This is a genomic window from Boseongicola aestuarii (assembly GCF_900184815.1).
Lineage (GTDB): Bacteria > Pseudomonadota > Alphaproteobacteria > Rhodobacterales > Rhodobacteraceae > Boseongicola > Boseongicola aestuarii.
Window position 1 is genome coordinate 81,187 of sequence record NZ_FXXQ01000006.1, and the last position, 26,008, is coordinate 107,194.

At 57.0% G+C, this 26,008-nt stretch carries 24 protein-coding genes, 1 tRNA gene and 2 pseudogenes; 24 read left to right on the plus strand and 3 right to left on the minus strand.

Annotation, left to right across the window (positions count from 1 at the left end):
* Positions 1-256: 256 nt before the first annotated feature.
* Together glnA and BOA8489_RS09985 are read right to left on the minus strand one after the other, a co-directional pair.
* Complete coding sequence (gene glnA / locus BOA8489_RS09980) at positions 257-1,663, minus strand: type I glutamate--ammonia ligase (protein WP_093973881.1); 1,407 nt, start codon at positions 1,661-1,663, stop codon at positions 257-259.
* Between the two features lie 36 nt (positions 1,664-1,699).
* A complete protein-coding gene (locus tag BOA8489_RS09985) occupies positions 1,700-2,038 on the minus strand; it encodes a P-II family nitrogen regulator (RefSeq protein WP_093973882.1) in 339 nt (112 codons plus the stop codon).
* 517 nt (positions 2,039-2,555) lie between these two features.
* On the opposite strand from BOA8489_RS09985, the gene BOA8489_RS09990 reads away from it, so the two are divergent.
* The 21 genes and pseudogenes from BOA8489_RS09990 (at position 2,556) to BOA8489_RS10085 (ending at position 21,922) form a co-directional block, all read left to right on the plus strand.
* A complete protein-coding gene (locus tag BOA8489_RS09990; protein WP_093973883.1) occupies positions 2,556-2,804 on the plus strand; it encodes a hypothetical protein in 249 nt (82 codons plus the stop codon).
* A gap of 122 nt (positions 2,805-2,926) precedes the next feature.
* Positions 2,927-3,595, plus strand: a complete 669-nt coding sequence (locus tag BOA8489_RS20995; protein ID WP_306345758.1) for an NAD(P)H-hydrate epimerase — start codon at positions 2,927-2,929, stop codon at positions 3,593-3,595.
* Positions 3,596-3,640: 45 nt separating this feature from the next.
* Positions 3,641-4,495 carry an NAD(P)H-hydrate dehydratase gene (locus BOA8489_RS21000; RefSeq protein WP_306345759.1) on the plus strand — a complete coding sequence of 285 codons (855 nt, stop codon included), beginning with the start codon at positions 3,641-3,643 and terminating at the stop codon, positions 4,493-4,495.
* Positions 4,496-4,695: 200 nt separating this feature from the next.
* On the plus strand, positions 4,696-5,910 hold the full coding sequence (locus BOA8489_RS10000) for an SAM-dependent methyltransferase (RefSeq protein ID WP_093974015.1): 1,215 nt from the start codon (positions 4,696-4,698) through the stop codon (positions 5,908-5,910).
* Between the two features lie 7 nt (positions 5,911-5,917).
* Positions 5,918-6,358, plus strand: a complete 441-nt coding sequence (locus tag BOA8489_RS10005; RefSeq protein ID WP_093973884.1) for a TrgA family protein — start codon at positions 5,918-5,920, stop codon at positions 6,356-6,358.
* Complete coding sequence (locus BOA8489_RS10010; RefSeq protein WP_093973885.1) at positions 6,355-7,473, plus strand: NUDIX domain-containing protein; 1,119 nt, start codon at positions 6,355-6,357, stop codon at positions 7,471-7,473. The genes BOA8489_RS10005 and BOA8489_RS10010 overlap by 4 nt, the downstream gene beginning before the upstream one ends.
* Positions 7,474-7,560: 87 nt before the next feature.
* Complete coding sequence (locus BOA8489_RS10015; RefSeq protein ID WP_093973886.1) at positions 7,561-8,589, plus strand: cysteine synthase A; 1,029 nt, start codon at positions 7,561-7,563, stop codon at positions 8,587-8,589.
* A gap of 3 nt (positions 8,590-8,592) precedes the next feature.
* Complete coding sequence (locus tag BOA8489_RS10020; protein WP_093973887.1) at positions 8,593-9,315, plus strand: alanyl-tRNA editing protein; 723 nt, start codon at positions 8,593-8,595, stop codon at positions 9,313-9,315.
* 88 nt (positions 9,316-9,403) lie between these two features.
* Positions 9,404-9,493, plus strand: a tRNA-Ser gene (locus BOA8489_RS10025).
* Positions 9,494-9,637: 144 nt separating this feature from the next.
* Positions 9,638-9,961, plus strand: a pseudogene (locus BOA8489_RS10030) (DDE-type integrase/transposase/recombinase); the annotation flags it as partial.
* Positions 9,962-10,406: 445 nt separating this feature from the next.
* Complete coding sequence (locus BOA8489_RS10035; RefSeq protein WP_093973888.1) at positions 10,407-11,726, plus strand: ABC transporter substrate-binding protein; 1,320 nt, start codon at positions 10,407-10,409, stop codon at positions 11,724-11,726.
* A 106-nt stretch (positions 11,727-11,832) separates the two neighbouring features.
* Positions 11,833-12,780 carry a carbohydrate ABC transporter permease gene (locus BOA8489_RS10040; protein ID WP_093973889.1) on the plus strand — a complete coding sequence of 316 codons (948 nt, stop codon included), beginning with the start codon at positions 11,833-11,835 and terminating at the stop codon, positions 12,778-12,780.
* Complete coding sequence (locus BOA8489_RS10045) at positions 12,777-13,715, plus strand: carbohydrate ABC transporter permease (protein ID WP_093973890.1); 939 nt, start codon at positions 12,777-12,779, stop codon at positions 13,713-13,715. Before BOA8489_RS10040 ends, BOA8489_RS10045 begins: the two co-directional genes overlap by 4 nt.
* Positions 13,712-13,900 (plus strand): hypothetical protein, encoded by a 189-nt coding sequence (locus tag BOA8489_RS10050; protein WP_093973891.1) that lies wholly within the window; start codon positions 13,712-13,714, stop codon positions 13,898-13,900. Before BOA8489_RS10045 ends, BOA8489_RS10050 begins: the two co-directional genes overlap by 4 nt.
* Positions 13,901-13,905: 5 nt before the next feature.
* On the plus strand, positions 13,906-15,003 hold the full coding sequence (locus BOA8489_RS10055; protein WP_093973892.1) for an ABC transporter ATP-binding protein: 1,098 nt from the start codon (positions 13,906-13,908) through the stop codon (positions 15,001-15,003).
* Positions 14,996-15,991 (plus strand): ABC transporter ATP-binding protein, encoded by a 996-nt coding sequence (locus tag BOA8489_RS10060; protein WP_093973893.1) that lies wholly within the window; start codon positions 14,996-14,998, stop codon positions 15,989-15,991. The genes BOA8489_RS10055 and BOA8489_RS10060 overlap by 8 nt, the downstream gene beginning before the upstream one ends.
* A gap of 14 nt (positions 15,992-16,005) precedes the next feature.
* Positions 16,006-17,631, plus strand: a complete 1,626-nt coding sequence (locus BOA8489_RS10065; RefSeq protein WP_093973894.1) for a dihydroxyacetone kinase subunit DhaK — start codon at positions 16,006-16,008, stop codon at positions 17,629-17,631.
* Positions 17,632-17,650: 19 nt separating this feature from the next.
* On the plus strand, positions 17,651-18,703 hold the full coding sequence (locus BOA8489_RS10070) for a LacI family DNA-binding transcriptional regulator (protein WP_093973895.1): 1,053 nt from the start codon (positions 17,651-17,653) through the stop codon (positions 18,701-18,703).
* A 51-nt stretch (positions 18,704-18,754) separates the two neighbouring features.
* Entirely contained in the window at positions 18,755-19,810 is a 1,056-nt protein-coding gene (locus tag BOA8489_RS10075; protein WP_093974016.1) for a sugar phosphate isomerase/epimerase family protein, read from the plus strand.
* A gap of 1 nt (position 19,811) precedes the next feature.
* Complete coding sequence (locus tag BOA8489_RS10080) at positions 19,812-20,936, plus strand: Gfo/Idh/MocA family protein (RefSeq protein WP_093973896.1); 1,125 nt, start codon at positions 19,812-19,814, stop codon at positions 20,934-20,936.
* A 280-nt stretch (positions 20,937-21,216) separates the two neighbouring features.
* Positions 21,217-21,922: pseudogene (locus BOA8489_RS10085) on the plus strand (IS6 family transposase).
* Between the two features lie 317 nt (positions 21,923-22,239).
* Here the strand turns inward: BOA8489_RS10085 and BOA8489_RS10090 are convergent.
* Positions 22,240-22,665 carry a DoxX family protein gene (locus BOA8489_RS10090; protein ID WP_093973897.1) on the minus strand — a complete coding sequence of 142 codons (426 nt, stop codon included), beginning with the start codon at positions 22,663-22,665 and terminating at the stop codon, positions 22,240-22,242.
* 469 nt (positions 22,666-23,134) lie between these two features.
* Between BOA8489_RS10090 and BOA8489_RS10095 the strand changes: the two genes are divergently transcribed.
* The 3 genes from BOA8489_RS10095 to BOA8489_RS10105 are packed head-to-tail and all read left to right on the plus strand — an operon-like array spanning position 23,135 to position 25,850.
* Positions 23,135-23,917, plus strand: coding sequence for a citryl-CoA lyase (locus BOA8489_RS10095; protein WP_093973898.1), 783 nt, complete (start codon positions 23,135-23,137; stop codon positions 23,915-23,917).
* Positions 23,918-23,922: 5 nt separating this feature from the next.
* Positions 23,923-25,227 (plus strand): phenylacetate--CoA ligase family protein, encoded by a 1,305-nt coding sequence (locus BOA8489_RS10100; RefSeq protein WP_217897940.1) that lies wholly within the window; start codon positions 23,923-23,925, stop codon positions 25,225-25,227.
* A gap of 23 nt (positions 25,228-25,250) precedes the next feature.
* Positions 25,251-25,850, plus strand: a complete 600-nt coding sequence (locus BOA8489_RS10105; RefSeq protein ID WP_093973900.1) for a VOC family protein — start codon at positions 25,251-25,253, stop codon at positions 25,848-25,850.
* The last annotated feature ends 158 nt before the right edge of the window (positions 25,851-26,008 follow it).

Genomic DNA, 26,008 nt, shown 5'->3' on the forward strand with positions numbered 1-26,008 from the left:
CGCGCTGGTTTCCTGCGTTTGCAAGGTCAGTCGATGTCCGCCCACCTTCACAAATCGTCTATGGGAATTGGACCTTGAATGGCCTCATGCCGCAAGGGCTGAAATCATATTGCCCCATGCGACCTGCTGTGGCCACGACTGAAGCGAACTGCGCGCGCCGGCGCAACCCTCGGCCCGCCAGACGCCAGATTGACCCGGCCTAACGAAAAAGGGCGCCCCGCAGGACGCCCCTTTCCAATTCTGCAAAGCGCTTCGATCAGCAGCTGTAGTACATCTTGAACTCGATCGGGTGAGGCGTGTGCTCGTAGGCGTAGATCTCTTCCCACTTGAGGTCCATGTAGCCTTCGATCTGGCTCTTGGTGAACACGTCACCGGCCAGAAGGAAGTCCATGTCGGCTTCCAGCTCTTCCATGGCTTCACGCAGGCTGGCGCAGACCGTTGGGATGCCTTCCAGCTCTTCTGGCGGCAGGTCGTAAAGGTCCTTGTCCATGGCTTCGCCCGGATCGATCTTGTTCTTGATACCGTCGATGCCAGCCATGAGAAGGGCGGCAAAGCAAAGGTAAGGGTTCGCAGCCGGATCAGGGAAGCGGGCTTCGACACGCTTGGCCTTCGGGCTTTCAGCCCATGGAATACGAACGCAACCCGATCGGTTGCGGGCCGAGTAGGCGCGCAGAACAGGGGCTTCAAAGCCTGGGATCAGACGCTTGTAGCTGTTCGTCGACGGGTTGGTGAAGGCGTTCAGGGCTTTGGCGTGCTTCAGGATACCGCCGATGTAGTAAAGCGCTTCCTGGGACATGTCGGCGTACTTGTCGCCCGCAAAGAGCGGCTTGCCGTCTTTGAAGATGGACATGTTCACGTGCATGCCCGTGCCGTTGTCGCCTGCAATCGGCTTTGGCATGAATGTTGCCGACTTGCCGTAAGCGTGCGCAACCTGATGGATGACATACTTGTACTTCTGAAGGTTGTCGGCCTGCTCGGTGACGGACCCGAAGATCATGCCAAGCTCGTGCTGACAGGACGCAACCTCGTGGTGGTGCTTGTCGACCTTCATGCCCATGCGCTTCATCGTCGACAGCATCTCGGAACGGATGTCCTGCGCGTCGTCGATCGGCGGAACCGGGAAGTAACCGCCCTTGACGCCCGGGCGATGACCCATGTTGCCCATCTCGTAGTCCGTGTCCGTGTTCCACGACGCGTCAATCGCATCGACTTCATAGGACACCTTGTTGATGCCGACCGAATAGCGCACATCGTCGAACAGGAAGAATTCAGCCTCGGGGCCCATGTAGGCCACATCGCCGATGCCGGAAGACTTGAGATAAGCCTCGGCCTTCTGAGCGGTGCCGCGCGGGTCACGGTCATACGCTTCGCCGGTGTCTGGCTCGACGATCGAGCAATGCACGGCCAGCGTCTTTTCAGCAAAGAACGGGTCCATGTAGGCGGACGATGCATCTGGCATCAGTTTCATGTCGGACTGATCGATCGACTTCCAACCGGCAATCGAGGAACCGTCGAACATGAAGCCTTCTTCAAGGAAGTCTTCGTCGACCTGATCCGACAGCACGGTCACGTGCTGCAGCTTGCCGCGCGGATCCGTAAAACGGATATCGACGTATTCAACGTCTTCATCCTTGATGGTTTTCAACATGTCCTTGTTGCTCATGGGTGTGACCCTCTTTCCCTATCTGGATAGTTTGATTTACAGCGCGTCTTCGCCGGATTCACCAGTTCGGATGCGAATTGCTTGGCTGACGTCAGAGACAAAAATCTTGCCGTCGCCGATCTTGTCCGTCTTGGCCGCGTCGATGATCGCCGCAATCGCCGCATCCACCTGATCGTCGGACAGAACAACTTCGATTTTCACCTTGGGCAGGAAGTCGACAACATATTCGGCGCCGCGGTAAAGCTCCGTATGCCCTTTCTGGCGACCAAAACCCTTGACCTCCAGAACGCTCAATCCCTGAACGCCAATCTCCTGCAACGCCTCTTTCACCTCGTCCAGTTTGAACGGTTTGATAATGGCCTCGACTTTCTTCATGGCTCCGACTCCCTTGCGTGCGTGTTTTCTCGGGTGAAACCACGCAGGGCGAGCCGCCACAATCGAAGGGCAGGCGCACAGGCCGCGGTCTCGCGACATTGATAGCAATATGCCTAATTTTTGTGCATGTCGCGCGAAAAAAGGACGAAATTGAATCGTCTGTATCGATACGCTTCGGACGCGCGCACCGAACATCTGTTGAGAATTCGACGAAAGAGCGGTGCAAGACAGGGCATTCGGCGCCGCGTAGCAGATGTGCACTATCGCACACCGCCCTCAAACCGCTCGCGCCTCAGCGAGCACTCTGACACAAGTGAAGTTTGTTGCTGAATTCTCTTTTGAAAACCAATCGCTAAGGAGCATCCGATGTCACTTCAAGGGCACAGGTGCGTGATACCCCGCGATGGTTTCCGTGATTTGAAAAGCCGACCCATGCCAGCCAAGTGTTTTTCATCGGCACAGACGCCGCAGACTGAAATCGCAATCATGCGAACTAACCCTTGAAAGGACAACTAAAATGAAAACGCTTCTCGTAGCAGCCCTCGTCGCAACAACAGCCTTCGCAGGCGCCGCCTCCGCTATGACCGGCTCCAAAGTTGATGTCGCACAGGACACGCTTGTTGAATATGGCTTCAACGTCGACGCAGACACGCTGAGCGCTGCACAGGTCAACGCGCTGAACACCCTTTCCGTTGATACGGAACTTGACGGCCCACGCACCGCCGAAGGCCGCGTCCTGACCAAAATCCGCGCAATCCTGAACTGATTGTGCATAAGCATAGACCGACGCCTCCCTGTTCAGGGCGGCGTCGGTCCGACTGAAAAGGCCGTTGCTTCCAGCAGCGGTCTTTTGTTGTGTTCACCGCCAGGTCATCGCAAGGTTTAGCCATGACAGACGCCCTCACATCCGCCCAGATGCGAAACATCGAACAGACCGCCATCGACGGCGGAAAGGTAACCGGCCTCGAATTGATGGACCGCGCTGGAAAAGCTGTCGTCAAAGCGATTTTCGAAACCTGGCCCGACCTTTTGAACGCTCCCCGACGCGCCGGTATCCTCGCAGGTCCCGGCAACAACGGTGGCGACGGTTTTGTCATTGCCAACCGCCTGCGCGACTACGGCTGGGACGTCGAGGTCTTCCACTACGGCGATATCGACAAGATGCCCCCCGATGCAAAGGTCAACGCGCTGGCTTTCGCCAATGCGGGCGGCGTCGTCTCGCCCATTATCCCCTTTGAGGGGCGGGATATGAGATTTGCCGATCCTCCCACCGATGTCTGGATTGATGCGTTCTTTGGCATCGGACTCACACGCCCCCTCCCCGAAGAGGTCCGCGCGGCGTTTCTGTCGATCTCTTACGAGCGCAACTGGCAGTCGAACAAGCTGGTGGCCGTCGACATCCTCAGTGGCATCGATGCTGATACCGGTGAGCGTCTGACCGAATTTCCGCTGAAACCGGATATGACCGTGACCTTCCATGCGCCAAAGATAGGCCACTTGGAAGGTGAAGGTGCCGACTGGTGCGGACAACTGATTGTTAAGAATATTGGCCTGTAACTCTTTGGGTCCGAAAATTCCCCGCCGGAGGCACAGAAGACTCTTATGGAACCGACCGAAATCACCGCCGAGACCCTCGACCTGTCTGCTCTCGCCAAATCCCCGGATGCGCATAAATACAGCCACGGTCATGCCCTCGTTCTGACGGGTGGTCCCGGCAAGACCGGTGCGGCTCGACTGGCGGCGGGTGGCGCTTTGCGCATTGGTGCCGGTCTGGTCACTCTGGGCTGCCCGCACCCCGCGCTGTTCGAGGTCGCCGCCCAGACAACAGCCATCATGTGCCGCCCACTTGACGGCGCGCCGGGCCTTGCCGAAACGCTGGTCGATCCGCGCTTCAATGCGCTGTGCCTTGGTCCGGGGCTCGGGCTTGGACCAGATACGCAGGCGCTGGTTCTGGCTGCTTTGAAAGCAAAGCGCGCCACGGTTCTCGACGCCGACGCGCTGACCCGGTTCCAGCGAACGCCCCAGCTTTTGTTCGACGCGCTTCATGCCGCCTGCCTCTTGACCCCGCACGACGGCGAATTCACGAGGATCTTTCCCGATCTTGCAGAGGACCTTGCCACCAAAGCACGCGCCAACGCCGTCCGCGCCGCGGCCGCCCGGGCAGGCTGCAGCGTTCTTCTGAAAGGCGCCGAAACGATCATCGCGGACGAAACCGGGAGGCTTTGTGTGGTCAACTCGACCGCAGACGCGGCCGCGCCCTGGCTGGCCACGGCCGGTGCGGGCGATGTGCTGGCCGGGTTTGCGACCGGTCTGATGGCACGCGGTATGCCTGCGTTCAAAGCCGCAGGGTCGGCGGCTTGGCTTCATGCCGCCTGTGCCCGCCGCTTTGGTCCCGGCCTGATCGCAGAAGATCTGGCCGAAACACTGCCGCGCGTATTTGCAGATCTCGGCCTTTGAAGGTTAAGGTACACTCAAGCCTGCGAACGGTCGCACCGACGTGATACCGACGTTATACCGACGTTGTAACGGCGTCGCCAAACGGCCCAAAACCACGCATTCCAACGCCTTTTCGTCTTCCCTGACGTTAAGTGCAGGAAAAGGTTGATGAATGTGTAGCAGGCGTTAGTTTGTTGCCGACGTCAGCGGGGGATACGGGTATGACGCCACTTACAAGTCTTGAAGGTCAAAGCAACCTTCCGCGTTATTTTTCAACAGCTTACGCGCTTGCAAGTAAGCTTCAGAACGGTCGGATGGATTTCCATCTGGACGATGGTCGCGTCTTTCGCGTGGAAGGCCCTAACCCCGGTCCCGTCGCTGAGCTGCATATTCACAATCCGGATGTCTTCGCGCGCCTCATTCGCGAAGGAGATCTAGGATTTTCAGAGGCTTACCTCGAAGGATGGTGGACTACGCCCGACCTTCAGGCCTTTATGGATGTGGTGCATGAAGACAACGACGAGATGTACAACAGCTATAGCGGCATGGCGATTGTGCGCGCATTTGAACGTCTGCGTCACTGGATGAACAGCAACTCCAAGGCTCAGGCCCGAAAGAACATCTCGCACCACTACGATCTGGGCAATGATTTCTACGGATTATGGCTGGATGACTCGATGACGTATTCCTCGGCCTTGTTCAAGACCGGGCAGGAAGGCCTTGAAAAGGCTCAGGAACAGAAATACGCCAGCATGGTTGACCAGATGGGCGCGCAGCCCGGAGACCATGTGCTGGAGATCGGTTGCGGCTGGGGCGGTTTCGCCGAATACGCTGCCAAGGAACGGGGGCTGAAGGTCACCGGGTTAACCATTTCTCAAGAACAATATGACTATGCTGTCGATCGGATGGCCCGCGCGGGGCTTTCGGAAAAGGTTGACATCAAGCTTCAGGATTATCGCGACGAAAAAGGCATCTACGACGGTATCGCCTCGATCGAAATGTTCGAGGCTGTCGGCGAAAAATACTGGCCTGTCTATTTCGAGACGGTACGAGACCGCCTGAAACCGGGCCGCAGTGCCACGCTGCAGATCATTACGATCGAAGATCATCGTTTTGAAACATACCGCAAAAGCGTTGATTTCATTCAGAAATATGTGTTCCCGGGTGGGATGCTGCCCTCGCCAAGCGTTTTGAGGTCCGAAATCGAGCGCGCAGGCCTCAACGTCCTGCAATCCATCGAATTCGGCGAAAGCTACAGCCAGACCCTTCGGCGCTGGCATGAGACGTTCAACGCTCGGTGGGACGAGATAAAAACGTTGCGCGGATTCGACGATCGCTTCCGAAGAATGTGGAATTTCTATCTAACCTCTTGCGCCGCAGGCTTTCACGCCGGAAGTATTGACGTGACGCAGATAACGGTCACTAAACCGGGATAGAAACACAATGCCGACAGGCGGAAAACTAATCGGAGCGCTGGTCTTTGCGGCCCTCGCATATTTCATAACGGATTTGGTCAAACCCCTGTTGCCGGAAGGCACGCAGGTTGGGAAATTCTCTCCCATCAACGCGCTGATCGGTTTGGTGATGGGCTGGACGATCCTTGGACGCGGCGCTGGAAAGACCTATCGTCAGGCCTTCGGCTATGGCTTTACGACACTCGCGGCGACGGCGTTTTGGTGCATTCTGTTCTGGGCCGGTATGGAAATGCTGGATCGCTCGATGCGCCTTTTCTACGACGGTCCGGTGCAGGCGCTTCAGGAAATGGCGGCCCTGTTTTTCGACTATGCCAAGCTGGTTGCCGTCCAAAGCGTGATCTGGCCCGCCGTCGTTGGAACCATCTTCGTGTCGTGGTTCACTGAGTTCTTCGCGCGCCGCTGGTCGTGACGGCGCCCAGTTCGGTCTTTCTCTACGGCACGCTCTGCGACCTCGAATTGCTTGAGATCGTGGCCGGAGAGTCCCTGACCACAACGGCCGCGAAGCTTTCCGACCACGCTGTGTATTGGGTAAAAAACCAATCCTTTCCGATTATTAAACCGCAAAGCGGAAGTGAAAGTGACGGCCTTTTGATCTCGGTCAGTCCCGAAGCAAAGGCGCGGCTTGATTTCTATGAAGTCGGTTTTGGCTATGATCTGCGCCCGTGTCAGGTCAGCGTGTCTGGCCAGACGCAACGTGCTGAGGTGTACTTTCCCGAGCAGGATCGCTGGACACCGGGGGCGCCCTGGTCTCTGGCCGATTGGCAAGCCGAATTCGGAACGCTCACCCGAGAAGCCGCACGCCACTACATCCGGCTTGCGGGCCACAAGACACCGCAGGCCGCGGCAGTCTTGTTCGAGCAAATCCGAGTCCGCGCTGCAAGTCGGCTGCGCGCGCGCGCAACGCCCACGCCCGTCGCGTTCCAGCCCGCACAGACGCGCCGGAATGTCACAACGCATTCCTCCAGCCGCCCCTTGGTCGACTTCTTTGAGGTGGTTGAAGAAATCCTGCAATTCCAGACATTTGCGGGATCGAAAAGCGCCAGGGTGCAACGTATTTCGCTGATTGGTGGCGATGCGGTGACGGTGCTGCCCTACGATCCGGCAAGCGACCATGTGCTGGTGATCCGGCAATTTCGCCACGGCGCCTTCAGCCGGGGCGATGAAAACCCATGGTGCGTCGAGCCTGCCGCCGGGCGGATCGATCCCCATGAGACGCCCGAGCAAGCCGCCGTGCGTGAGTTGCGCGAGGAAACCGGGGTCATAGCCCGTGATCTTCACCGGATCGCCAGCTATTATCCCACACCCGCCGCCGTCAGCGAACACCTGACCAGCTATGTCGCGATCTGCGATCTAGGTGGCAAAGATGGCTTTGTCGGCGGTCTGGCGGTTGAAAACGAAGATATCATGTCGCATGTCATTCCCTTCAGTTCATTGATGGAAATGGTTCAGAGCGGGGCTGCCAACACCGGACCTTTGGTGATGTCCGCACTTTGGCTTCAAAACGAACGGCACCGCCTGCGCTAGGCTTTTCGTCACCAAAGCCGCGCGTCCATTGAAACCCGGCCCCGAGGCCCTTAGGACATAAACCGACACTGTAAGGAGCCAGTCGAAATGCACGTGCGCGCCGATCTTGCCGACGCCGTCGGAAATACACCTCTGATCCGCCTGCGAGGGCCGTCCGAAGCGACCGGGTGCGATATTCTTGGCAAGGCCGAGTTCCTGAATCCGGGCCAGTCGGTCAAGGACCGCGCGGCGCTCTATATTATCCGCGACGCGGTTGCTTCAGGTGCGCTGCGCCCGGGTGGCACGATTGTCGAGGGGACGGCCGGAAACACCGGGATCGGGCTTGCCTTGGTTGGTGCATCAATGGGCTTCAAGACCGTGATCGTCATCCCCGAGACTCAAAGCCAGGAAAAGAAGGACATGATCCGTCTTTGTGGCGCTGAATTGGTTCAGGTCCCCGCGGTTCCTTACAAGAACCCGAACAATTACGTGCATTATTCCGAACGTCTGGCAGCAAGACTGGCCGAAACCGCGCCGAACGGAGCGATTTGGGCAAACCAGTTCGACAATACCGCAAACCGGCGCGCCCATGTCGAGACCACGGGGCCGGAAATCTGGGAGCAAACAGAAGGGACAGTTGATGGTTTCGTCTGCGCCGTGGGGTCCGGCGGCACGCTGGCGGGGGTCGGTGAGGCCTTGCAGCCTAAGGGCGTGAAGGTCGCTTTGTCTGATCCCGACGGCTCGGGCCTCTATAAGCTTTATACCGGAAAAGACCCCGCACCGGGCGATTCCATTTCCGAAGGCATCGGGCAGGGCCGTATCACCGCCAATCTGGAAGGCTTTACGCCCGATGGTGTCTACAAAATCCCGGACGTTGAAGCGCTCCCCATCGTTTTCGATCTGTTGCGCCACGAGGGCCTTTGCCTTGGGGGGTCGTCCGGGATCAACGTTGCGGGAGCGATGCGCATGGCGCGCGATATGGGGCCCGGTCATAGAATCGTAACTATTTTGTGCGATTACGGAAATCGCTATCAGTCCAAGCTTTTCAATCCGGCGTTCCTGCGTTCGAAAAAACTGCCCGTGCCTGACTGGCTGGAAGGGGACGAGCGTATATTGCCATCTGTCTTTGAGGATTAGGTCGTGAGCGAACCGCTTTTTCGCGATGCCTATCTCAAGACCGCTCCGGGGCGCGTGGTTGACGTGACCGTCGACGGTGGGATCGTTCTGGACCGCTCGCTCTTTTACCCCACCGGTGGCGGGCAGCCGGGCGATAGTGGCCGCTTGTTGTGGGACGGAAATGAGATTCCAATCTCCACAGCCCTGAAGGGCGCGGGCGATGCGATTGTGCTGATGCCTGAAGATACTGGAAAAATGCCGCCGGTCGGTGCGGGTATCCAGCAAGTCATCGATTGGGAAAAAAGATTTTCTTTCATGCGGATACATACCGCTCTTCATCTTTTGTCGGTGGTGATTCCCCTCCCTGTATCGGGAGGGTCGATTTCACAAGGAAAGGGCCGACTCGACTTCGACATGGCCGAACCGCCCGAGGACAAGGACGCTATCGCAGAGGCGCTTAACGCCCTGATCGTCCGCGATCTTGAGGTCTCCGAGACGTGGATTACCGATTCCGAGCTTGATGCAAACCCGGCTCTTGTCAAAACCATGTCCGTCCAGCCGCCGCGCGGATCGGGACGCATACGTCTAGTGAAGATCGGCGACGGCGATGAACAGGTAGACCTGCAACCCTGTGGGGGCACGCATGTGGCCCGTACCGGCCAGATCGGCCCGGTGCGTCTTGGCAAAGTCGAGAAGAAAGGCGCGCGCAACCGACGTGTCTATATTCATCTCGATGCCGCGCCCTGATCAGACAACCTTATGTGCCGCAGGTTCGGAATTTCGCGCAAAAGGCCCCTTGCACATAAGGGGGGCAACCAGCTAAACGAAGCGCGTCGGAGAGGTGGCCGAGTGGTCGAAGGCGCACGCCTGGAAAGTGTGTAGGCGGGAAACCGTCTCCAGGGTTCGAATCCCTGTCTCTCCGCCAACCACATAACCCATTGATATTGAGCTTTTTTGGCAATTGGTGTTGTGCCGCGATTTCCAGGGCTTGGCTGGCGTGTGGGCTACTTGGGACCTGAATTTAAAGAGAGAGATGTCTGCATATTGGGCTGCAGGCTCTGATTGCCAAATGAAGCGATACGGGCAACCGCAAAGGATTGTGATGGACAAGTTGCGTTCATATGGTGCTGCGATGAAAGATATCGGCAACGCCGACCAGCATGAAACAGGCCGTTGGTTGAACAATCGGGCCGAGAATTCGCACTTGCCATTACGACGACAAGAACGCGCCATGCGACGATTCCGCAGTCTGCTATGTTTGCAGAAATTCGGCGCCGTTCATTCTTCAGCTCACAACCACTTCAGCCAGGAAAGACATCTCTACGCCCAATCAAATTTCAAGCTCAACCTGACCGCTGCTCTATCCGAGCAGCGCCAGCTTTGTTGGGCATAAGTGCCGACATTTGGTGGTTAACAGAGACTGGTTCGAATCCGTCTGACAGCACCAAGGCACGAACAATCCAGCTTTGTCTGGGGCAGGAACGGGGGCAAAACGCGCATAGTCAGCTTCTTTTGAGGAGGGCTTTTTCGTGGCCACGGCAGGGTGTGTTTGGCCCCAATTGAGGCTGCGCGTTTCAGCAGGGATTGGTTCGTTTTTCGTGCGGGACTGTTCGGTCGAGTAAAGCTTCGGATAGCTTGTGTGCCGGATCGGCACTAAGATCTCAAAAATAAAAACTATTTAAATCAGACTTCTAAGGCCCATTCTCGCCTGAATGAGGTGCGCACCTCAAAAATTATGTGGACGTGAGGTGCGTACCTCAAATAGCGTCATAGGTGTCCGATGGACGATTCGGCGACGTAAATTTAAGGATGCCGATTTCACTCTGGGAGGAGAACCTATGAAACATTTGAAACTGGCATCAGCCAGCGCCATCAGCATTGCGGCGGCGTCATTTGCAAACACAGCTCAGGCCGAAGATCTGACATTGTGCTGGGCGGCGTGGGACCCGGCCAACGCGCTTGTGGAACTGAGCAAGGAATTTGAATCGCAATCCGGCCATTCCATGAGCTTTGAGTTCATTCCATGGCCCAACTTTGCCGACAGGATGTTGAACGAACTGAACTCTGGCGGCAAACTGTGTGACCTTCTGATCGGCGACAGTCAGTGGATCGGCGGCGGTGCTGAGAACGGCCACTATGTCAAACTGAATGACTTCTTTGACGCCGAAGGTATTTCGATGTCCGACTTTGCGGATGCCACTGTGTATGCCTATTCCACATGGCCCAAAGGCACGCCGAATTACTATGCGCTGCCAGCGATGGGTGATGCGAATGGCTGGTTCTATCGCAAGGACTGGTTTGGTCGTGAGGACATTCAGGCGGCTTACAAAGAGGCCACCGGTCAGGAACTTCGTGAGCCACAAAGCCAGAAAGAAATGCTGCAAATCGCACAGTTCTTCCAAGGCCGTGAGATTGACGGCCAGACCGTTTATGGCGCCGCGATCTTCACCGAGCGTGGGTCTGAAGGCATCACGATGGGTGTGACGTCAGCGTTGTATCCTTGGGGTTTCAAGTACGAGAACACGCCTGGTTCGTATGACATGGACGGTGCCGTGAACTCACCAGAAGCTGTCGAAGCGCTTGAATTCTATAAAGAGTTCTACGAGACCGCGACGCCTCCGGGCTATACGAACAGCTATATGGGTGAGAGCCTTGATGCGTTCAAATCCGGTCAGGTCGCGATGGCGATGAACTGGTTTGCCTTCTTCCCGGGCCTCTATGCAGACCCGAACACAGGCGGCGACAAGATCGACTTCTTCGTGAACCCTCCGCAGAACAACGCGGGCTCCACGCTTGGCGGTCAGGGCATCTCAGTTGTGGCCTATTCCGACAAGCAGGATGCAGCACTTGAGTACATCAAGTGGTTCGCCAACCCCGATGTTCAGGCGAAGTGGTGGGAGCTGGGTGGCTACTCGGCGCACAACTCGGTTCTGAATGACCCCGGCTTCAAAGACAGTGCACCTTTTGCTGGTGACTTCCTCGAGGCGATGGGTTCGGTGCAGGACTTCTGGCAGGAGCCGGCCTATGCCGAATTGCTTCTGGCCATGCAAAAACGTCTCCATGACTACATCGTCGCCGATCAGGGCACAGCCCAGGAAGCGCTCGACAAGCTGGTCGAAGACTGGACAGAAGTCTTTGAAGACGAAGGCAAACTCTGACGCCTCCCTGATCACCCGTTTGCGCGGGTGATCACCTAAGACGGGCTGTCCCGGACATGTGTCCGGTGCAAGTCCTCCCTGCACCCTCACGTTTGGATCATCCCGCATGACTGATTCCCCTGCCACCCGCGCGGCCCAAGCGACCCCGGTCGGCGTGGCGCGCAAAATCAAGGGACTGAGCGATCGCGCCATTGCGTGGATTTTCGTTGGTCCCACGATCTTTTTGCTGCTGGCGATCAACATCTTTCCCCTGATCTGGACGATCAATCTCAGCTTTACCGACTTTCGTGCAAACCGCCTGAATCGCGAGGTCGAGTACATTGGCCTGCGCAACTACGAACGGATCCTGACGGACAGCGACATCTGGCTGAATATGCAGGCCACGGCGCATTTCCTGTTCTGGACGATCTTCTTTCAGGTGCTCATCGGCTTTGCGCTGGCCTACCTGATCAATAAGAAATTCAAGGGTAACGACCTCTGGACCACAATCATCGTGCTGCCCATGATGCTGTCCCCAGCCGTTGTAGGAAACTTCTGGAAGTTCCTCTATCAGCCACAAATCGGTCTGTTTAACTACGTCGTGTCCTTCATCACTGGCAAAGACCCTTCGAGTTTTGAGATGCTGGGATCAGTACAGCTTGCCCCGTGGTCCATTGTGATTGTGGACACGTGGATGTGGACGCCCTTTGTTATGCTGATCTGCCTCGCCGGGTTGCGTTCGATCCCTGACTATATCTACGAGGCTGCGGAGGTCGATCGCGCCTCAAAGCTGCGCCAGTTCTTTACCATCACCATTCCGATGGTGCTTCCGTTCCTGATGCTGGCGGTGCTGTTTCGGGGGATCGAAAACTTCAAGATGTTCGATCTGGTGGTTCAGCTGACTGGTGGTGGGCCTGGTTCGACGACAGAGCTGACCTCGATCAACCTTAAACGCGAGGCGTTTGAGAAGTGGCGCACAGGCTATGCGTCTGCTTATGCCATCATCCTCTTTGTAACCGTGTTCGGGCTCGCCTCGATCTACGTCAAAGCGTTGAACAAGGTGAAAGAAAGATGAGCAGTTTTTCCGTCACAGAGCCGTCCAAGCGGTCCAAATGGTTCGCAGGCACATTGGTCATTCTCTACGCGCTTATCACCATGGTGCCCTTGGCGTGGATCATGCTGACCGGGTTCAAGTCGCCTGCAGACGCGATCAGCTATCCGCCAAAAGTCTTGTTCGAGCCCACGCTTGAGGGCTACGTGAATCTGTTCACGACCCGCACCCGACAAACGGACGAATTCCTAGCGGCGAACCCGCCGCAGACCTGGTATGACAGAATCGTGCGGGAATACGACATGGTCATCGCTGGCCCGTCGAAGTTCGGAGAGCGGTTCCTGAACTCTGTGATCATCGGTTTTGGGTCGACCTTTCTGAGTATTTTCCTTGGTACATTGGCTGCTTATGCGTTCTCCAGGTTCAAGATTCCCTTAGCGGATGACTTGCTATTCTTCATTCTCAGTACGCGGATGATGCCACCAATTGCGGTCGCGATCCCAATCTTCCTGATGTACCGGCAGCTGGGTCTCAGCGACACACATCTGGGCATGATCCTGCTTTACACCGGTGTGAACATCAGTCTGGCAGTCTGGCTGCTCAAAGGGTTCATTGACGAGATTCCGCTGGAGTACGAAGAAGCAGCTCTGATTGATGGCTACACGCGCTTTCAGGCGTTTTACAAAGTGGTGTTGCCGCAGGCTGCTACGGGTATCGCATCCACGGCGATCTTCTGTCTGATCTTTGCCTGGAACGAATATGCATTTGCGGTCTTGCTGACTTCTGGCACGGCACAGACAGCGCCTCCGTTCATTCCAACGATCATTGGCGTTGGCGGACTGGACTGGCCCGCGGTCGCAGCGGGTGCCACCATCTTCCTGCTGCCGGTCATGATTTTCACCATCCTGTTGCGCAAGCACTTGTTGCGCGGGATTACGTTCGGGGCAGTGCGCAAATGAGCAATTTTCTGAACGGATTGATGCGCCTGCGCCGTGGCCCGTGGGAGATGCTGGCCACCATTCTTATCGGACTTGGGGTGTTCATGCTGATGCAGCCATTTGTGCTGTGGCTTTACACCTATTCCTTCATCGTAACGCTGGTGGGCACCGTGATGTTCATCATCGTTTCCCACTTCAAGGAGTAGCCGACTTGGCTCAGATCCAGATCAAGAACATCCGCAAGGATTTTGGCGACTTCAACGCAGTGAAGGAGAGTACCTTCACAATCGAGGACGGTGAGTTCTTTATGCTGCTTGGCCCTTCGGGCTGTGGCAAGACCACCACCTTGCGCATGATTGCCGGGCTGGAATTGCCGACGTCGGGCGAGATTTATCTCGATGGCGAAGAGATCAGCCAGCTGCCCCCATCCAAGCGTGACATCGCCTTCGTGTTTCAGATGTTTGCCCTCTATCCGCATATGAACGTGCGCCGGAACTTGAGCTATCCGCTTGTGTCTCAGGGCATGGCGCGCCGGGATGTGAAGGCGAAGGTGGAGGAGGTTGCCGGGATCCTTGGCATTCAGGACATTTTGAACCGTCCCGTAGGCGGACTGTCGGGTGGCGACCGGCAACGCGTTGCTCTGGGCCGAGCCATTGTGCGTGACCCCAAGGCCTTTATGATGGATGAACCTTTGGGTGCGCTGGATGCCGAATTCCGCGAGCACATGGCCGAGGAATTGCGCGCCCTGCATGATCGCATGAATGCTACCACGGTGTACGTCACCCACGATCAACTTGAGGCGATGCAGATGGGCGACAAGATCGTTGTGATGAACAACGCCGTGGTCGAGCAATTTGGCACTCCACAGGAAATATATGACAAGCCTGCGACGATGTTTGTGGCCGACTTTATCGGCTCGCCTTCGATGAACTTTCTGCATTTTGACGGGACCGTTGGAGAAGGGGACGAGAGTGTTACGCTGGGCGGTGAGGTGATGCGTATTCCGCGCACACGTCAGGGCGCGTCGGGCAAGCTGGTGTTTGGTGTGCGCCCCGAACACGTGACGCTCTCGGATAGTGGTACCTATCGTGGCGAGATTCTGGCCTCCGAGTATCTTGGGACCACACAGATCATCACTTTGGACACGCCCAATGGAGAGTTGAAAGCGCGCATTGACAGCGCGCAGGTCGCCAAAGTCGGTGAAAAGGTCGGTCTTGGTTTTAACCCCAGGACCATCACCCTGTTTGACGCGGGCAGTGGTCATGCTCTTCGCTCTGACCTCAACAACGAGGTGCTGGCCAATGGCTGAGGTTATTCTGAAAGATCTGTCGAAATCCTTTGGCAATGATGTCGGAATTGCGGACTTGTCGATGACCATCCCGGACGGGGCATTTGTTGTATTGCTGGGTCCTACTGGCGCGGGAAAAACCACGACTTTGCGCCTGATTTCGGGGCTGGAAAAGGCCGATGCGGGCGAAGTCTGGATAGGTGGGCGCAATGTCGGCAGTGAGACCCCGGCGCAACGGGATGTTGCGATGGTGTTCCAGCAATACTCGCTCTATCCGCACCTGAGCGTGCGGGACAATCTGGCCTTTCCATTGAAATCGCCGATTTTGAACACACCGGCGGACGAGATCGAACGCAAAGTGGCTGAGGTCGCAAGTGTGCTGCAGATTTCCCACAAGCTCGACAACAAGGCCACGGCCTTGTCGGGGGGGGAGATGCAGCGGGTTTCCATTGGCCGTGCGTTGGTACGGGACCCGTCGATTTACCTGATGGATGAGCCCCTGAGTTCGCTCGATGCCAAGTTGCGTACCGATCTGCGGGTTGAGTTGAAGCGCATTCAGGCGAACCTTGGCGCGACGCTGCTGTATGTCACCCACGATCAGATCGAAGCGATGACCATGGCCACCCATGTCGGCGTCTTGAACGAAGGGCGGCTTGTCCAATACGGCACTCCGCGTGAGATTTATGAGAACCCCAACAGCCTGTATGTCGCCTCGCGCCTTGGGCTGCCCCGCATCAATATCGTGCCAGCGGACGTCTTTGGCGGTATGCCTTCGGGTGTCACGCAGATCGGGATGCGCCCGGAACATATTCAGCAGGGCGAAGGGCAGGAAGCCGAAGTACAGAGGGTCGAACATCTGGGCGATCAGGCCCGCCTGCATCTGATGCTTAAGGGCCATGCCATCACCACCATTGCCGATCCCCACACGACCTATACCCCGGGAGCACATATCAAGATCGCGCCCAAGAACCCGTTGTGTTTTGACGCCGAAGGCGTGCGCATTTCGTAAGGAAGGACAGTGACATGAGCCAGTTTATCAATGCCAAGGACACACTTGTTACGGACGCAGTGGACGGCTTGCTGGAAACCTCCGGTGGCGCGCTGGCCCGACTGGATGGCTATCCGCATATTAAGGTGGTCTGTCGCGCCGATTGGGACAAATCCAAGGTCGCGCTGATTTCCGGTGGCGGATCGGGGCACGAGCCTGCCCATGCAGGATTTGTCGGGCGCGGCATGTTGACTGCAGCCGTGTGTGGAGAGGTCTTCGCGTCTCCGTCCGTAGATGCTGTTCTGGCGGGCATTCTGGCAGTGACGGGCAAGGCGGGCTGTTTGCTGATCGTCAAGAATTACACCGGGGACCGTCTGAATTTTGGTCTTGCGGCTGAACGCGCGCGCGCCTTCGGGCTTGAGGTCGAGATGGTCGTTGTGGACGATGACATTGCCCTGCCGCATCTGCCGCAATCGCGTGGCGTGGCGGGCACTCTTTTTGTCCACAAGATCGTGGGCGATATGGCTGAAAACGACGCTGATCTGGCAACGATCAAGGCAGCAGCGGGTCGCACGATTGAGGCCATGTCTTCGATCGGGATGTCTTTGGATACTTGCACCGTTCCGGGGTCGGCCAAGGAAAATCGCATTCCAGTTGGCAAGGCTGAACTGGGCCTTGGCATTCACGGCGAGGCCGGGGTTGAGCAGGTCACGCTGGAAGGGGCGCATTCGGCCATGGATATGGTGCTTGATAAGCTCAGCGCAAAAATCAAAACCGGCGAACATGTGGCCATCCTGAACAACCTTGGCTCGACCACGCCCCTTGAGATGTCGATCCTGGCCCATTGCCTTGTGACCTCACCCAAGGCTGGCAACATCAAACACATCATCGGCCCTGCGCCGCTGATGACCTCGCTGGATATGCACGGATTCTCGGTCTCTGTCCTGCCTGTGGACGATACGAACCTTGCGCCCTTGTCCGCACCCGTCCATCTGGCCGCATGGCCGGGCATGAAGGATATCTCTCCGGTCAAGGTACAGCCTCTGCCGGACGGGCTGAGCCCGATCCAACCCATTCCGTCGGCAAATGACAAAACGGCTGCCATTATTGCACAGTGCTGTGATCTGCTGATTTCTGCCGAAGACGATTTGAACAAGCTCGATGCCAAATCAGGCGATGGGGACACAGGCAGCACGCTGGCCACAGCCGCCCGTGCGCTGAAAGGCGCAATGGATCGGATGCCACTGGCTGACCTTACACAGCTGTTCCGCGCGATCGGCAATGAGTTGAGCCAGACGATGGGTGGGTCCTCTGGCGTAATCCTGGCCATTTTCTTTGGCGCGACCGGGGATGCTTGTGCAAGTGGGAAATCAACACCTAAGGCGCTGAAGGCCGGTTTGGATCGGATCAGCCAGGTTGGTGGCGCTGCGCAGGGGGATCGCACAATGATTGACGCACTTACACCCGCTTTGGCCGCGCTGCCCGATGGGATTTCGGCTGCGGCCGCCGCTGCCCGGATGGGTGCGGATGCGACCGCGTCGATGGGGCAGGCCAAGGCAGGCCGCGCCTCATACGTGCCCGAAGAAAACCTTCTGGGCCACAACGACCCCGGCGCTGAAGCCGTGGCGCGCCTGTTTGAAGGGCTGGCCAAGGCCATGTGACAACGCACAAAGGACGAAAGTGAAGCACCCCGACGACACCCTTTCCAATCCCACGATCAACGACATCGCGCGTGTCGCTGAGGTCAGCCTTGCGACCGTGGACCGGGTTCTGAACGCGCGCCCCGGGGTGCGCGAGGTGACGGTGCGCAAGGTGAACGCGGCGATTGCCGAGCTGGGCTATGTGCGTGACACGGCGGCGGCCAATCTGGCGCGAGGGCGGGTCTATCATTTTACCTTCATCTTACCTGCGACGCAGAACGAGTTCATATCGCTGCTGGAAACGGAAATAGAGATGCTCGGCCGCGGGCTGCGGCAGGATCGAACCAAGTTGTCCTTTGTTCGCGTGGCGGCTTTTGACCCCATGGCGCTAGCCAGTGCGATAGATGACATTGATCCAACACAGGTAAATGGCGTCGCAATCTTTGGCCCGGAAACGCCATCGGTGCGGGATTCGGTGGCGCACCTCAAGTCACATGGCGTCACTGTCGTTTCGCTTGTCTCGGACTTGCCCAGTTCGGAGCGGGACAATTATGTGGGCGTGGACAACATTGCCGCCGGACGCACAGCTGCTCAATTGCTAGGCCGGTTTGTTGGACCGAGGAACGGCAAAATCCTCGTGTTGACCGGTTCCATGCTGGCGCGGGATCATCTTGAGCGTCGCTTGGGGTTCGACGAGGTCATGGCAAAAGACTTTGCCCATCTGGATGTCTTGGCCTCACTTGAGGGACGGGATGACCCGGACTTGATCCAGCGCCTGCTTCCTGATGCCTTTGCCGAAAACCCGGACATCATCGGTATTTATTCATCAGCGGCAGGGAATGACGGGTTGCTGCGCTTTTTCACCGCCCATGATCAGTCACGCCGCCCTCTCGTGGTGGCGCATGAGTTGACGGACCTGTCCCGCGGGGCCTTGGCTGCTGGGCATTTTGATGCGGTCATCAGTCAGGACGCAGGCCATCTGGTCCGCTCTGCCGTGCGCATCATGCGCGCCAACAGTGACCGCGCGCCGATTAACCTGGCGCAGGAACGTATTCGGATCGATATCTATCTGAAGGAAAATATGGGCCCCTGACGGGGCAAGGTTTTGGCGCTCGAGCCGGCGCATGATTTGGGAGGATCATTCATGAAGACGATAAAAGGACCAGCTCTGTTTCTGGCGCAATTTGCTGGTGATGAGGCACCATTCAACTCGTGGGATGCGATCACGAAATGGGCGGCTGAATGCGGTTACAAGGGCGTGCAGGTGCCCAGTTGGGACGCACGCCTTTTCGATCTGGCCAAGGCGGCCGAAAGCAAGACCTACTGTGATGAGTTCAAAGGGCAAGCTGCAGCGAACGGGATCGAAGTGACCGAGCTGTCAACACACCTTCAGGGCCAGTTGGTCGCGGTGCATCCGGCCTATGATGCGGCCTTTGACGGCTTTGCTGATCCGTCTGTACACGGCAACCCAAAGGCACGTCAGGCATGGGCTGTCGATCAGGTGATGAAGGCAATCAGTGCCTCCGCCAATATGGGGATCAAGAACCATGTCTCCTTTTCCGGCGCGCTGGCATGGCCTTACGTCTATCCATGGCCGCAACGACCTGCGGGGCTGGTCGAGACAGCCTTTGACGAATTGGCAGCGCGCTGGCGTCCCATTCTGGATCATGCCGAGGACAATGACGTCAATATTTGCTATGAAATTCACCCCGGAGAAGATCTGCATGATGGCGTGACGTTCGAGATGTTTCTGGAGCGGGTCGATAATCACGTGCGCTGCAACATGCTCTACGATCCCAGCCACTACGTGCTGCAATGTCTGGACTATCTCGACAATATCGACATCTACAAAGACCGGATCAAGATGTTCCACGTCAAGGATGCGGAGTTCAATCCGACGGGCCGACAGGGCGTCTATTCGGGCTATCAGCCATGGGTGGACCGCGCGGGGCGCTTTCGGTCTTTGGGTGATGGACAGGTCGATTTCGCGGCGATCTTTTCCAAGATGGCGGCGAATGATTTTGACGGCTGGGCCGTTGTGGAATGGGAGTGCTGCTTGAAGCATCCCGAAGATGGCGCCCGCGAGGGTGCGCAGTTTGTGTCGGATCATATCATTCGCGTCACCGAACGCGCATTTGACGACTTTGCCGACGGTGGCACAGACGAGACGGCAAACCGTAAAATGCTGGGGATTACTTAAGATGGCACGGATCAAGTTAGGTATGGTGGGTGGCGGCAATGATGCCTTTATCGGTGGCGTGCACCGTATTGCCTCCCGCATAGACGATCGGTTTGAACTGGTTGCTGGGGCGCTGTCCTCGACCCCGGAAAAGGCGCAAGCCTCGGGTGAAGCGCTGGGCCTGCCGCGCATCTATGACGATTTCAAAGCGATGGCGATCCGCGAGGCCCGTCTGAAGAACGGGATCGAGGCGGTGTCCATCGTGACCCCGAACCACGTACACTACGCTGCTGCGCGTGAATTTTTGAAGCGCGGCATTCATGTGATTTGCGACAAACCGCTGACCTCGACCTTGGCCGATGCCAAGAAACTGGTGAAGGCGGCGGAAAGCTCGGATGCGTTGTTTGTACTGACCCATAACTACACCGGCTACCCGATGGTACGTCAGGCCAAGGCTATGGTTGATGCGGGCGAGATTGGTACCATTCGCGTGGTGCAGGTCGAATATCCGCAAGACTGGCTGACACAGGACGAGACTTTCAAGCAGGCTGAATGGCGTACCGATCCGGCGCGCTCGGGAGCGGGCGGATCGACAGGTGATATCGGGACCCATGCCCACAACCTTGCCTGTTTCATTACCGGTTTGGAGGTCGAGAGTTTGGCCGCTGACCTGGATGCGTTCGTGCCGGGCCGTCAGGTCGACGACAACGGACACGTGATGCTGCGATTCAAAGGTGGAGCCAAGGGGATGCTTTGGTGTTCGCAGGTCGCACCGGGCAACGAGAACGCTTTGCGTATCCGGGTTTACGGGGACAAGGGCGGGCTGGAATGGGCGCAAGAAGATCCGAACTATCTTTGGTATACTCCCTTTGGAGAGCCTACGCGGAAGATCACCCGCAATGGGGCAGGGGCCGGTGATGCTGCGGCCCGGATGAGCCGTATCCCACCCGGCCACCCCGAGGGGTATTTGGAAGGCTTTGCCAACATCTATTCCGAGGCTGCGGATGCAATTGAGGCCCATCGTGGGGGGGGGGCGGTTGCGGCAGAGGTTATGTATCCGACCATTCAGGATGGGTTGCAGGGGGTGCGGTTTATCGACGCTTGCGTTCGGTCTTCAGCACGCAATGCTGCTTGGGTGTCGCTGTAGTGGCGCCAAAGCATACCATCGGTCTTGAAGGAGCCTGACCTTCGGGACACATCAGCGGCACAAATTTCAATGGCGCTGGTTCAACGCATATAGAACGGGTCTGACTATCCCGGCTTTTGGTTTTTTGCATTTCTGTGAGAGCTATTGGTCAGGCATATAGCAAGTCGGCGAAGCCTAGGCCCGTTCCTGTATCCACTCGACCTCTTCTTCGAGGAGCGGCAAGAAGATTGTCAGAGCAAACCGGCTTGAGGCGGGCAGGGCGGATTTGTTGCGTCTGGACATGACCAAACCTGATCCATTTCGCTATTTTAAAACGAACCGTGAGATTATCCGTCTAGCAGCGATGCTGTACGTGCGTTTTGCGTTGTCGCTTCGCAATGTGAAAGATCTGCTTCATGGGCGCGGCATCAATGTGAGCCATGAAGCTGTCAGATACCGGTGGCACATGTTCGGTCCGATGATTGCCGCGGAGAACAGAAGACGGCGAATTGCCGGAATGAAATCTAGCAGGAGGCGCTGGCATCTGAATAAGGAGTTCGCGAAAATCAACGGTGAGCGGCATTATCAATGGCGGGGTGTCGATCACGAGGGCGAAGAGCTGGAAAACTTCGCTACAAAGACACGTGACAAGAAAGCCGCGTTGAAATTCTTAAAGAAAAAAGGTGTGCTCGCACGGTCGTCCTGCGGTGATTGTCACGAGCCTGCTTTGCTCATACGGTGCGGCCCTGAAGGAGATAGGTGCTGCTGATCGGCAGAAAACCGGCCGCTGGCTGAACAATAGGGCAGAGAATTCACATCTGCCGTTTCGACGACGAGAGAGGGCCATGCTTCGTTTCAGGCGTATGCGAAGTTTGCAGAAATTCGCCTTCATACACGCTTGCCTCTACAATCTCTTTAGGCAGGAACGCGGCCTCTCAACTTGACCCAATTTCACGCATTACCGCACCGCTGCTCTTGCTGAGTGGCGCGGTCTCGGCGCGGCATAAGTGGCAGTTTCACTGTCCGTTTGGAGACTGGTTTGAATTAGTCTGCCAGCACCAAATCGAGCGATGGCACTAAACTCCGAAGAACCGCATTTGTTGGAGAACTCCTTCCTAGCAGGCGATCTCAAAGCGGATATCGCCACCGTCGTCGGGCGTTACAACCACCAGTGTCATCACGGGAAACTGAATAACATCACGCGCGCAGAAGGTCTCAAACTATATGATGACGGAGACGGTTTCGGCTGGGGCCTTCGGCTTCAATATGGTGTAGCGCCCGTCTCATTTAGAAACGGGCGCTCCAAGAAAGTACTACATCCGAGTCATTCGGCGGCGATAGTCGCGCTGGAACGACGGTTGTCAGCAGACCACGCGCCAGCTCCAAAGACGACCACCATGGCAAGGCCGCCAGTAATGGAAAGATTCTTCATGAAGTGGATCACTTCCCCCTGGGCTGCCATTCCCTCCATCCCAAAGCTGGGCACCAAGTGAAAAATCGTACCTGCGACTACTGTGAAGCCGGCGAGTACAAACGCGGCGATCCGCGCTTGAAAGCCTACCAGAAGTGCCACGCCACCTAGGATTTCGACAGCAATTACAATCGGCAGAAGTGAGCCGGGTACGCCCATCATCTCCATGTAACCTTGGGTTCCGGCATAGCCGCCAATTTTCTGAAGACCGGTCATAATGAAGATAAGCGCAAGAAGCGCACGCGCCGCTGGTGCAACGTTGGCTAGACTGTTGTTCATCGTTCTGTACCTTTCGGTTGAAGGCGTACTAACCGCCAATTGTGATTTGTAATGAGAGGTCCCCTTTTGGAACCGATGACGTGCTATCTGCTCCGAAACTCTGCGCCGAACCACCCCATGGAACGCACAGACTCTGTGCCTGATCGCACGAACTTCTGATCCGTATTGTGTTTTTGTGCGAAATTGCTTCAACATCGAGACAGTACAGAGCCCTGTTCGACCGAGAACGGACAGCAAGAACTTCTTCACTCAAACTAGTGAGTTACCTTGGCAAAATGGCTTTTTGCACTCGGAGCAGTCATTTGCAGCAGGCTCAATCCGTGACAGCTATGCGGGGCTAAACGACCTTTCCAAAAAGGAACAATCGAAAGGTTTGGTGCATTGGTGTATCGATTTAGCGGTGTTCAATTCCCTTGAGCGCGTTGACGAAATAAATTTCGGACTACACTAAAGATAGTGGAGGACAGCAATGAAAATTGGCAAAGCTGGCAAGGCAACAACATCGATTTCGACGGCGACACCTGAGGCGATTACGGTTCGGAACTTCGACCTCGTTAATGACCTCATGGGGCAACTTAGCTTCACCGAGTACTTCTACCTGCTGACGACCGGGCGCAGGCCAACTTCGGATCAGACTTTCTTCCTCGATCTATTGCTTGTTTCCATTGCAGAGCATGGTCTTGTACCAACTAATCAGACTGCGCGAATGACCTATGCCGCGGATCCTGACTTCCTTCAGGGAGCGGTGGCGGCCGGGCTTCTCGGATGCGGCAAGGTCATTCTTGGGACAACTGAAATCGCAGGCGCGTTCCTTCTTGAGACTCATCGGAGGATCGACGACGGTGGCGAGGATCTCGACAGCATTGTCAGTCAGATGCAGGAGGAGGGCCGGCGCATTCCCGGGTTTGGGCATCCGCTCCACAAACCGGTCGATCCTCGGGCGCAGCGCATATTGTCGCTGGCCGATGAACGGGGAATTGCAGGCACCTATGTCAGTCTGGCTCGCGATATCGAAGAGGCTGTCACACGCCTCTGGCCAAAGCCGCTTCCGATGAACGTATCGTTTGCAATTCCTGCGGTGCTGTTGGACCTCGACTTCCCAGTAGCGGTCTTGAAGGCGATTCCGATCCTGGCCCGAACAGCGAGCCTGCTGGCGCACCTGGCTGAGGAGAGCGAGACACCGATTGGCTTCACCCTTGCCCACCATGCCGAAATGGGCATCACGTTCGATCCCAAGGGTTCCGCGGAGTGAGTACTGTGAGCACGGGTGACATTCCCTGGCACGAGCAGCGGTCGCGGGACGAACCGGTTTATCGTGCTCAGATTGAGTACCTTCTCGGGCACTCGGCATTTTACAGGGAGAAACTGGCGGCGTCCGGCATCCGATCTGCGCAGGATGCTGGAGGGCTTGCGGACTTGCACGAGCTTCCTTTTACGGAAAAGGATGAACTGCGCGCGTCGCGTGATGACGAGCATCCAATAGGCACACATCTTGCTGCATCTATGGAAGATGTCATCCGCGTCTACTCGACGAGCGGAACCACCGGGACGCCGAGCTACATCCCTCTCGTCGCAGAAGACTTGGCCAACTGGGTTGAAATATCAACCAGGTCCTATGGAGCCAGCGGTGTGTCTGCCGGGGAGCGAATGGTGACCACCTACAACGCCGGCCCATTCGTCGCCGGCGTGACGCTTGATGCGTTTGCCAAGATGGGGCTCTGCCACATTCCGGTCGGTGCCGGAAACACTGATCGCCTGATGACAGCTGTTCGGCTCCTGAAACCGCAAGTGCTTGGCTGTACGCCCTCCTATGCGATGCATCTAGCCGAATGGGCAGCAGAGCGCGGCATCGACACAGCGACATCTTCGGTGAACAAGATACTCGTGGCAGGTGAGCCGGGCGGCGGCGAGCCCGAAATGAGACGACGGATCGAAGCGGCCTGGGGTGCTCGTGTCACCGAGGCTATGGGGATCGGCGACATTTCGGTTTCGCTATGGGGAGAGTGCGCGCATCAAGACGGTATGCACTTTTCGGGCGAGGGCTTCGTGTACTTTGAATTGATCGACCCGGAAACGGGCGCGCTTCTTCCGCTGGAAGATGGCGCGGAAGGGGAGTTGGTCTACACTCACCTCAGGCACAAGGCCGCTCCGCTTTTGCGGTTTCGGTCCCGTGATCGGGTGCGTCTGTCCATGGGGCGGTGTGCCTGCGGGCGCAGTACTCCGCGCGTTCGCTGCATCGGACGGACAGACGATCTCCTGATCGTCCGGGGTGTGAATGTGTTTCCCTCCGCGGTGCGGGACGTCGTCGGCAAGATCGGTGCGGACGTCAGCGGCACAATCTCGATCCAACCGAAGACCAAAGCCGTAAAGCAGGTGCCGCCTCTACCTTTAGTTGTCGAACTGGCCCGGGGTGTCGCGCCCAACCAGGAACTCGCCAGCCGCATTCGCCAACGCGTTCGCGACGAATTGCTCGTGACAACAGAGATCACGCTGGTGCCATTTGGAGCATTGCCCCGGACGGACTATAAAACGAAGCTCGTCGACTGGTCCCAGTCGGGCTGAACGAATGATTTGGGAGGAAGCCTATGTCGAAGACCGATGAGTTAAGGAAGATACAAACCCAGGGTGTGCATCACATCACGATTGTTGGCGCAGATCGTCAAACCTCGATAGATTTCTGGGAAGGCGTACTTGGGATGCCGTTCATCTTCGATCAGCCAAACCTCGACAACCCAGGCGAGGGCCATTTGTACTTCGATCCCGGCGATGGCCGTCTCATCACGATCTTTACCAACGAAGATCGTAAACTGGATGACTCGCCCGTACCCGAGGCCACAGGCTCGCTTCATCATCTCGCGCTAAACGTCAGCCAAGCCACCTTCTGGCAGGTCGCTGCGCGCCTCGATGCGCGCGGGGTCAACCATTCTGGTCCCGTTGACCGCGGCTTTATGGATTCCATCTATTTTCGGGATCCCCTGGGTCTCCGATTGGAGCTCGCGAGTTATCGGTTTGAGCCCCCGGAGGGCTGCCGACATTCCGACGTAATGATTGAAGCACACAAGATCCGTGTAGCCAGCGGAGATCACCACATCGACCGGGAACATCTTGCCGATGCAATCGAGCTTCTTGTGAAGCGCCGCCAGAGTTCCTTGTCCGAAGACAGATCGCCACGGCAGGGTTACTGACGCAATGGCGGCTTCAAATCGCTTGGCTTAAAAGCCCCAGTGGCGCCAAAAAGCTCCGCGGAACGGACTTGCTGAGTCTGTTTTGCGGCTCAAAGAAATTTTTCTCTGCGAGATAACCAACGGCTGTCGCCCGGTACGACACCGACATTCAGACCGGG

Bases quoted from the DNA above. Each gene is read 5' to 3' on its own strand.
- glnA (WP_093973881.1), bottom strand. From the start codon at position 1,663: ATGAGCAACAAGGACATGTTGAAAACCATCAAGGATGAAGACGTTGAA.
- BOA8489_RS09985 (WP_093973882.1), bottom strand. From the start codon at position 2,038: ATGAAGAAAGTCGAGGCCATTATCAAACCGTTCAAACTGGACGAGGTG.
- BOA8489_RS09990 (WP_093973883.1), top strand. From the start codon at position 2,556: ATGAAAACGCTTCTCGTAGCAGCCCTCGTCGCAACAACAGCCTTCGCA.
- BOA8489_RS20995 (WP_306345758.1), top strand. From the start codon at position 2,927: ATGACAGACGCCCTCACATCCGCCCAGATGCGAAACATCGAACAGACC.
- BOA8489_RS21000 (WP_306345759.1), top strand. From the start codon at position 3,641: ATGGAACCGACCGAAATCACCGCCGAGACCCTCGACCTGTCTGCTCTC.
- BOA8489_RS10000 (WP_093974015.1), top strand. From the start codon at position 4,696: ATGACGCCACTTACAAGTCTTGAAGGTCAAAGCAACCTTCCGCGTTAT.
- BOA8489_RS10005 (WP_093973884.1), top strand. From the start codon at position 5,918: ATGCCGACAGGCGGAAAACTAATCGGAGCGCTGGTCTTTGCGGCCCTC.
- BOA8489_RS10015 (WP_093973886.1), top strand. From the start codon at position 7,561: ATGCACGTGCGCGCCGATCTTGCCGACGCCGTCGGAAATACACCTCTG.
- BOA8489_RS10035 (WP_093973888.1), top strand. From the start codon at position 10,407: ATGAAACATTTGAAACTGGCATCAGCCAGCGCCATCAGCATTGCGGCG.
- BOA8489_RS10040 (WP_093973889.1), top strand. From the start codon at position 11,833: ATGACTGATTCCCCTGCCACCCGCGCGGCCCAAGCGACCCCGGTCGGC.
- BOA8489_RS10045 (WP_093973890.1), top strand. From the start codon at position 12,777: ATGAGCAGTTTTTCCGTCACAGAGCCGTCCAAGCGGTCCAAATGGTTC.
- BOA8489_RS10050 (WP_093973891.1), top strand. From the start codon at position 13,712: ATGAGCAATTTTCTGAACGGATTGATGCGCCTGCGCCGTGGCCCGTGG.
- BOA8489_RS10060 (WP_093973893.1), top strand. From the start codon at position 14,996: ATGGCTGAGGTTATTCTGAAAGATCTGTCGAAATCCTTTGGCAATGAT.
- BOA8489_RS10065 (WP_093973894.1), top strand. From the start codon at position 16,006: ATGAGCCAGTTTATCAATGCCAAGGACACACTTGTTACGGACGCAGTG.
- BOA8489_RS10075 (WP_093974016.1), top strand. From the start codon at position 18,755: ATGAAGACGATAAAAGGACCAGCTCTGTTTCTGGCGCAATTTGCTGGT.
- BOA8489_RS10080 (WP_093973896.1), top strand. From the start codon at position 19,812: ATGGCACGGATCAAGTTAGGTATGGTGGGTGGCGGCAATGATGCCTTT.
- BOA8489_RS10090 (WP_093973897.1), bottom strand. From the start codon at position 22,665: ATGAACAACAGTCTAGCCAACGTTGCACCAGCGGCGCGTGCGCTTCTT.
- BOA8489_RS10095 (WP_093973898.1), top strand. From the start codon at position 23,135: ATGAAAATTGGCAAAGCTGGCAAGGCAACAACATCGATTTCGACGGCG.
- BOA8489_RS10105 (WP_093973900.1), top strand. From the start codon at position 25,251: ATGTCGAAGACCGATGAGTTAAGGAAGATACAAACCCAGGGTGTGCAT.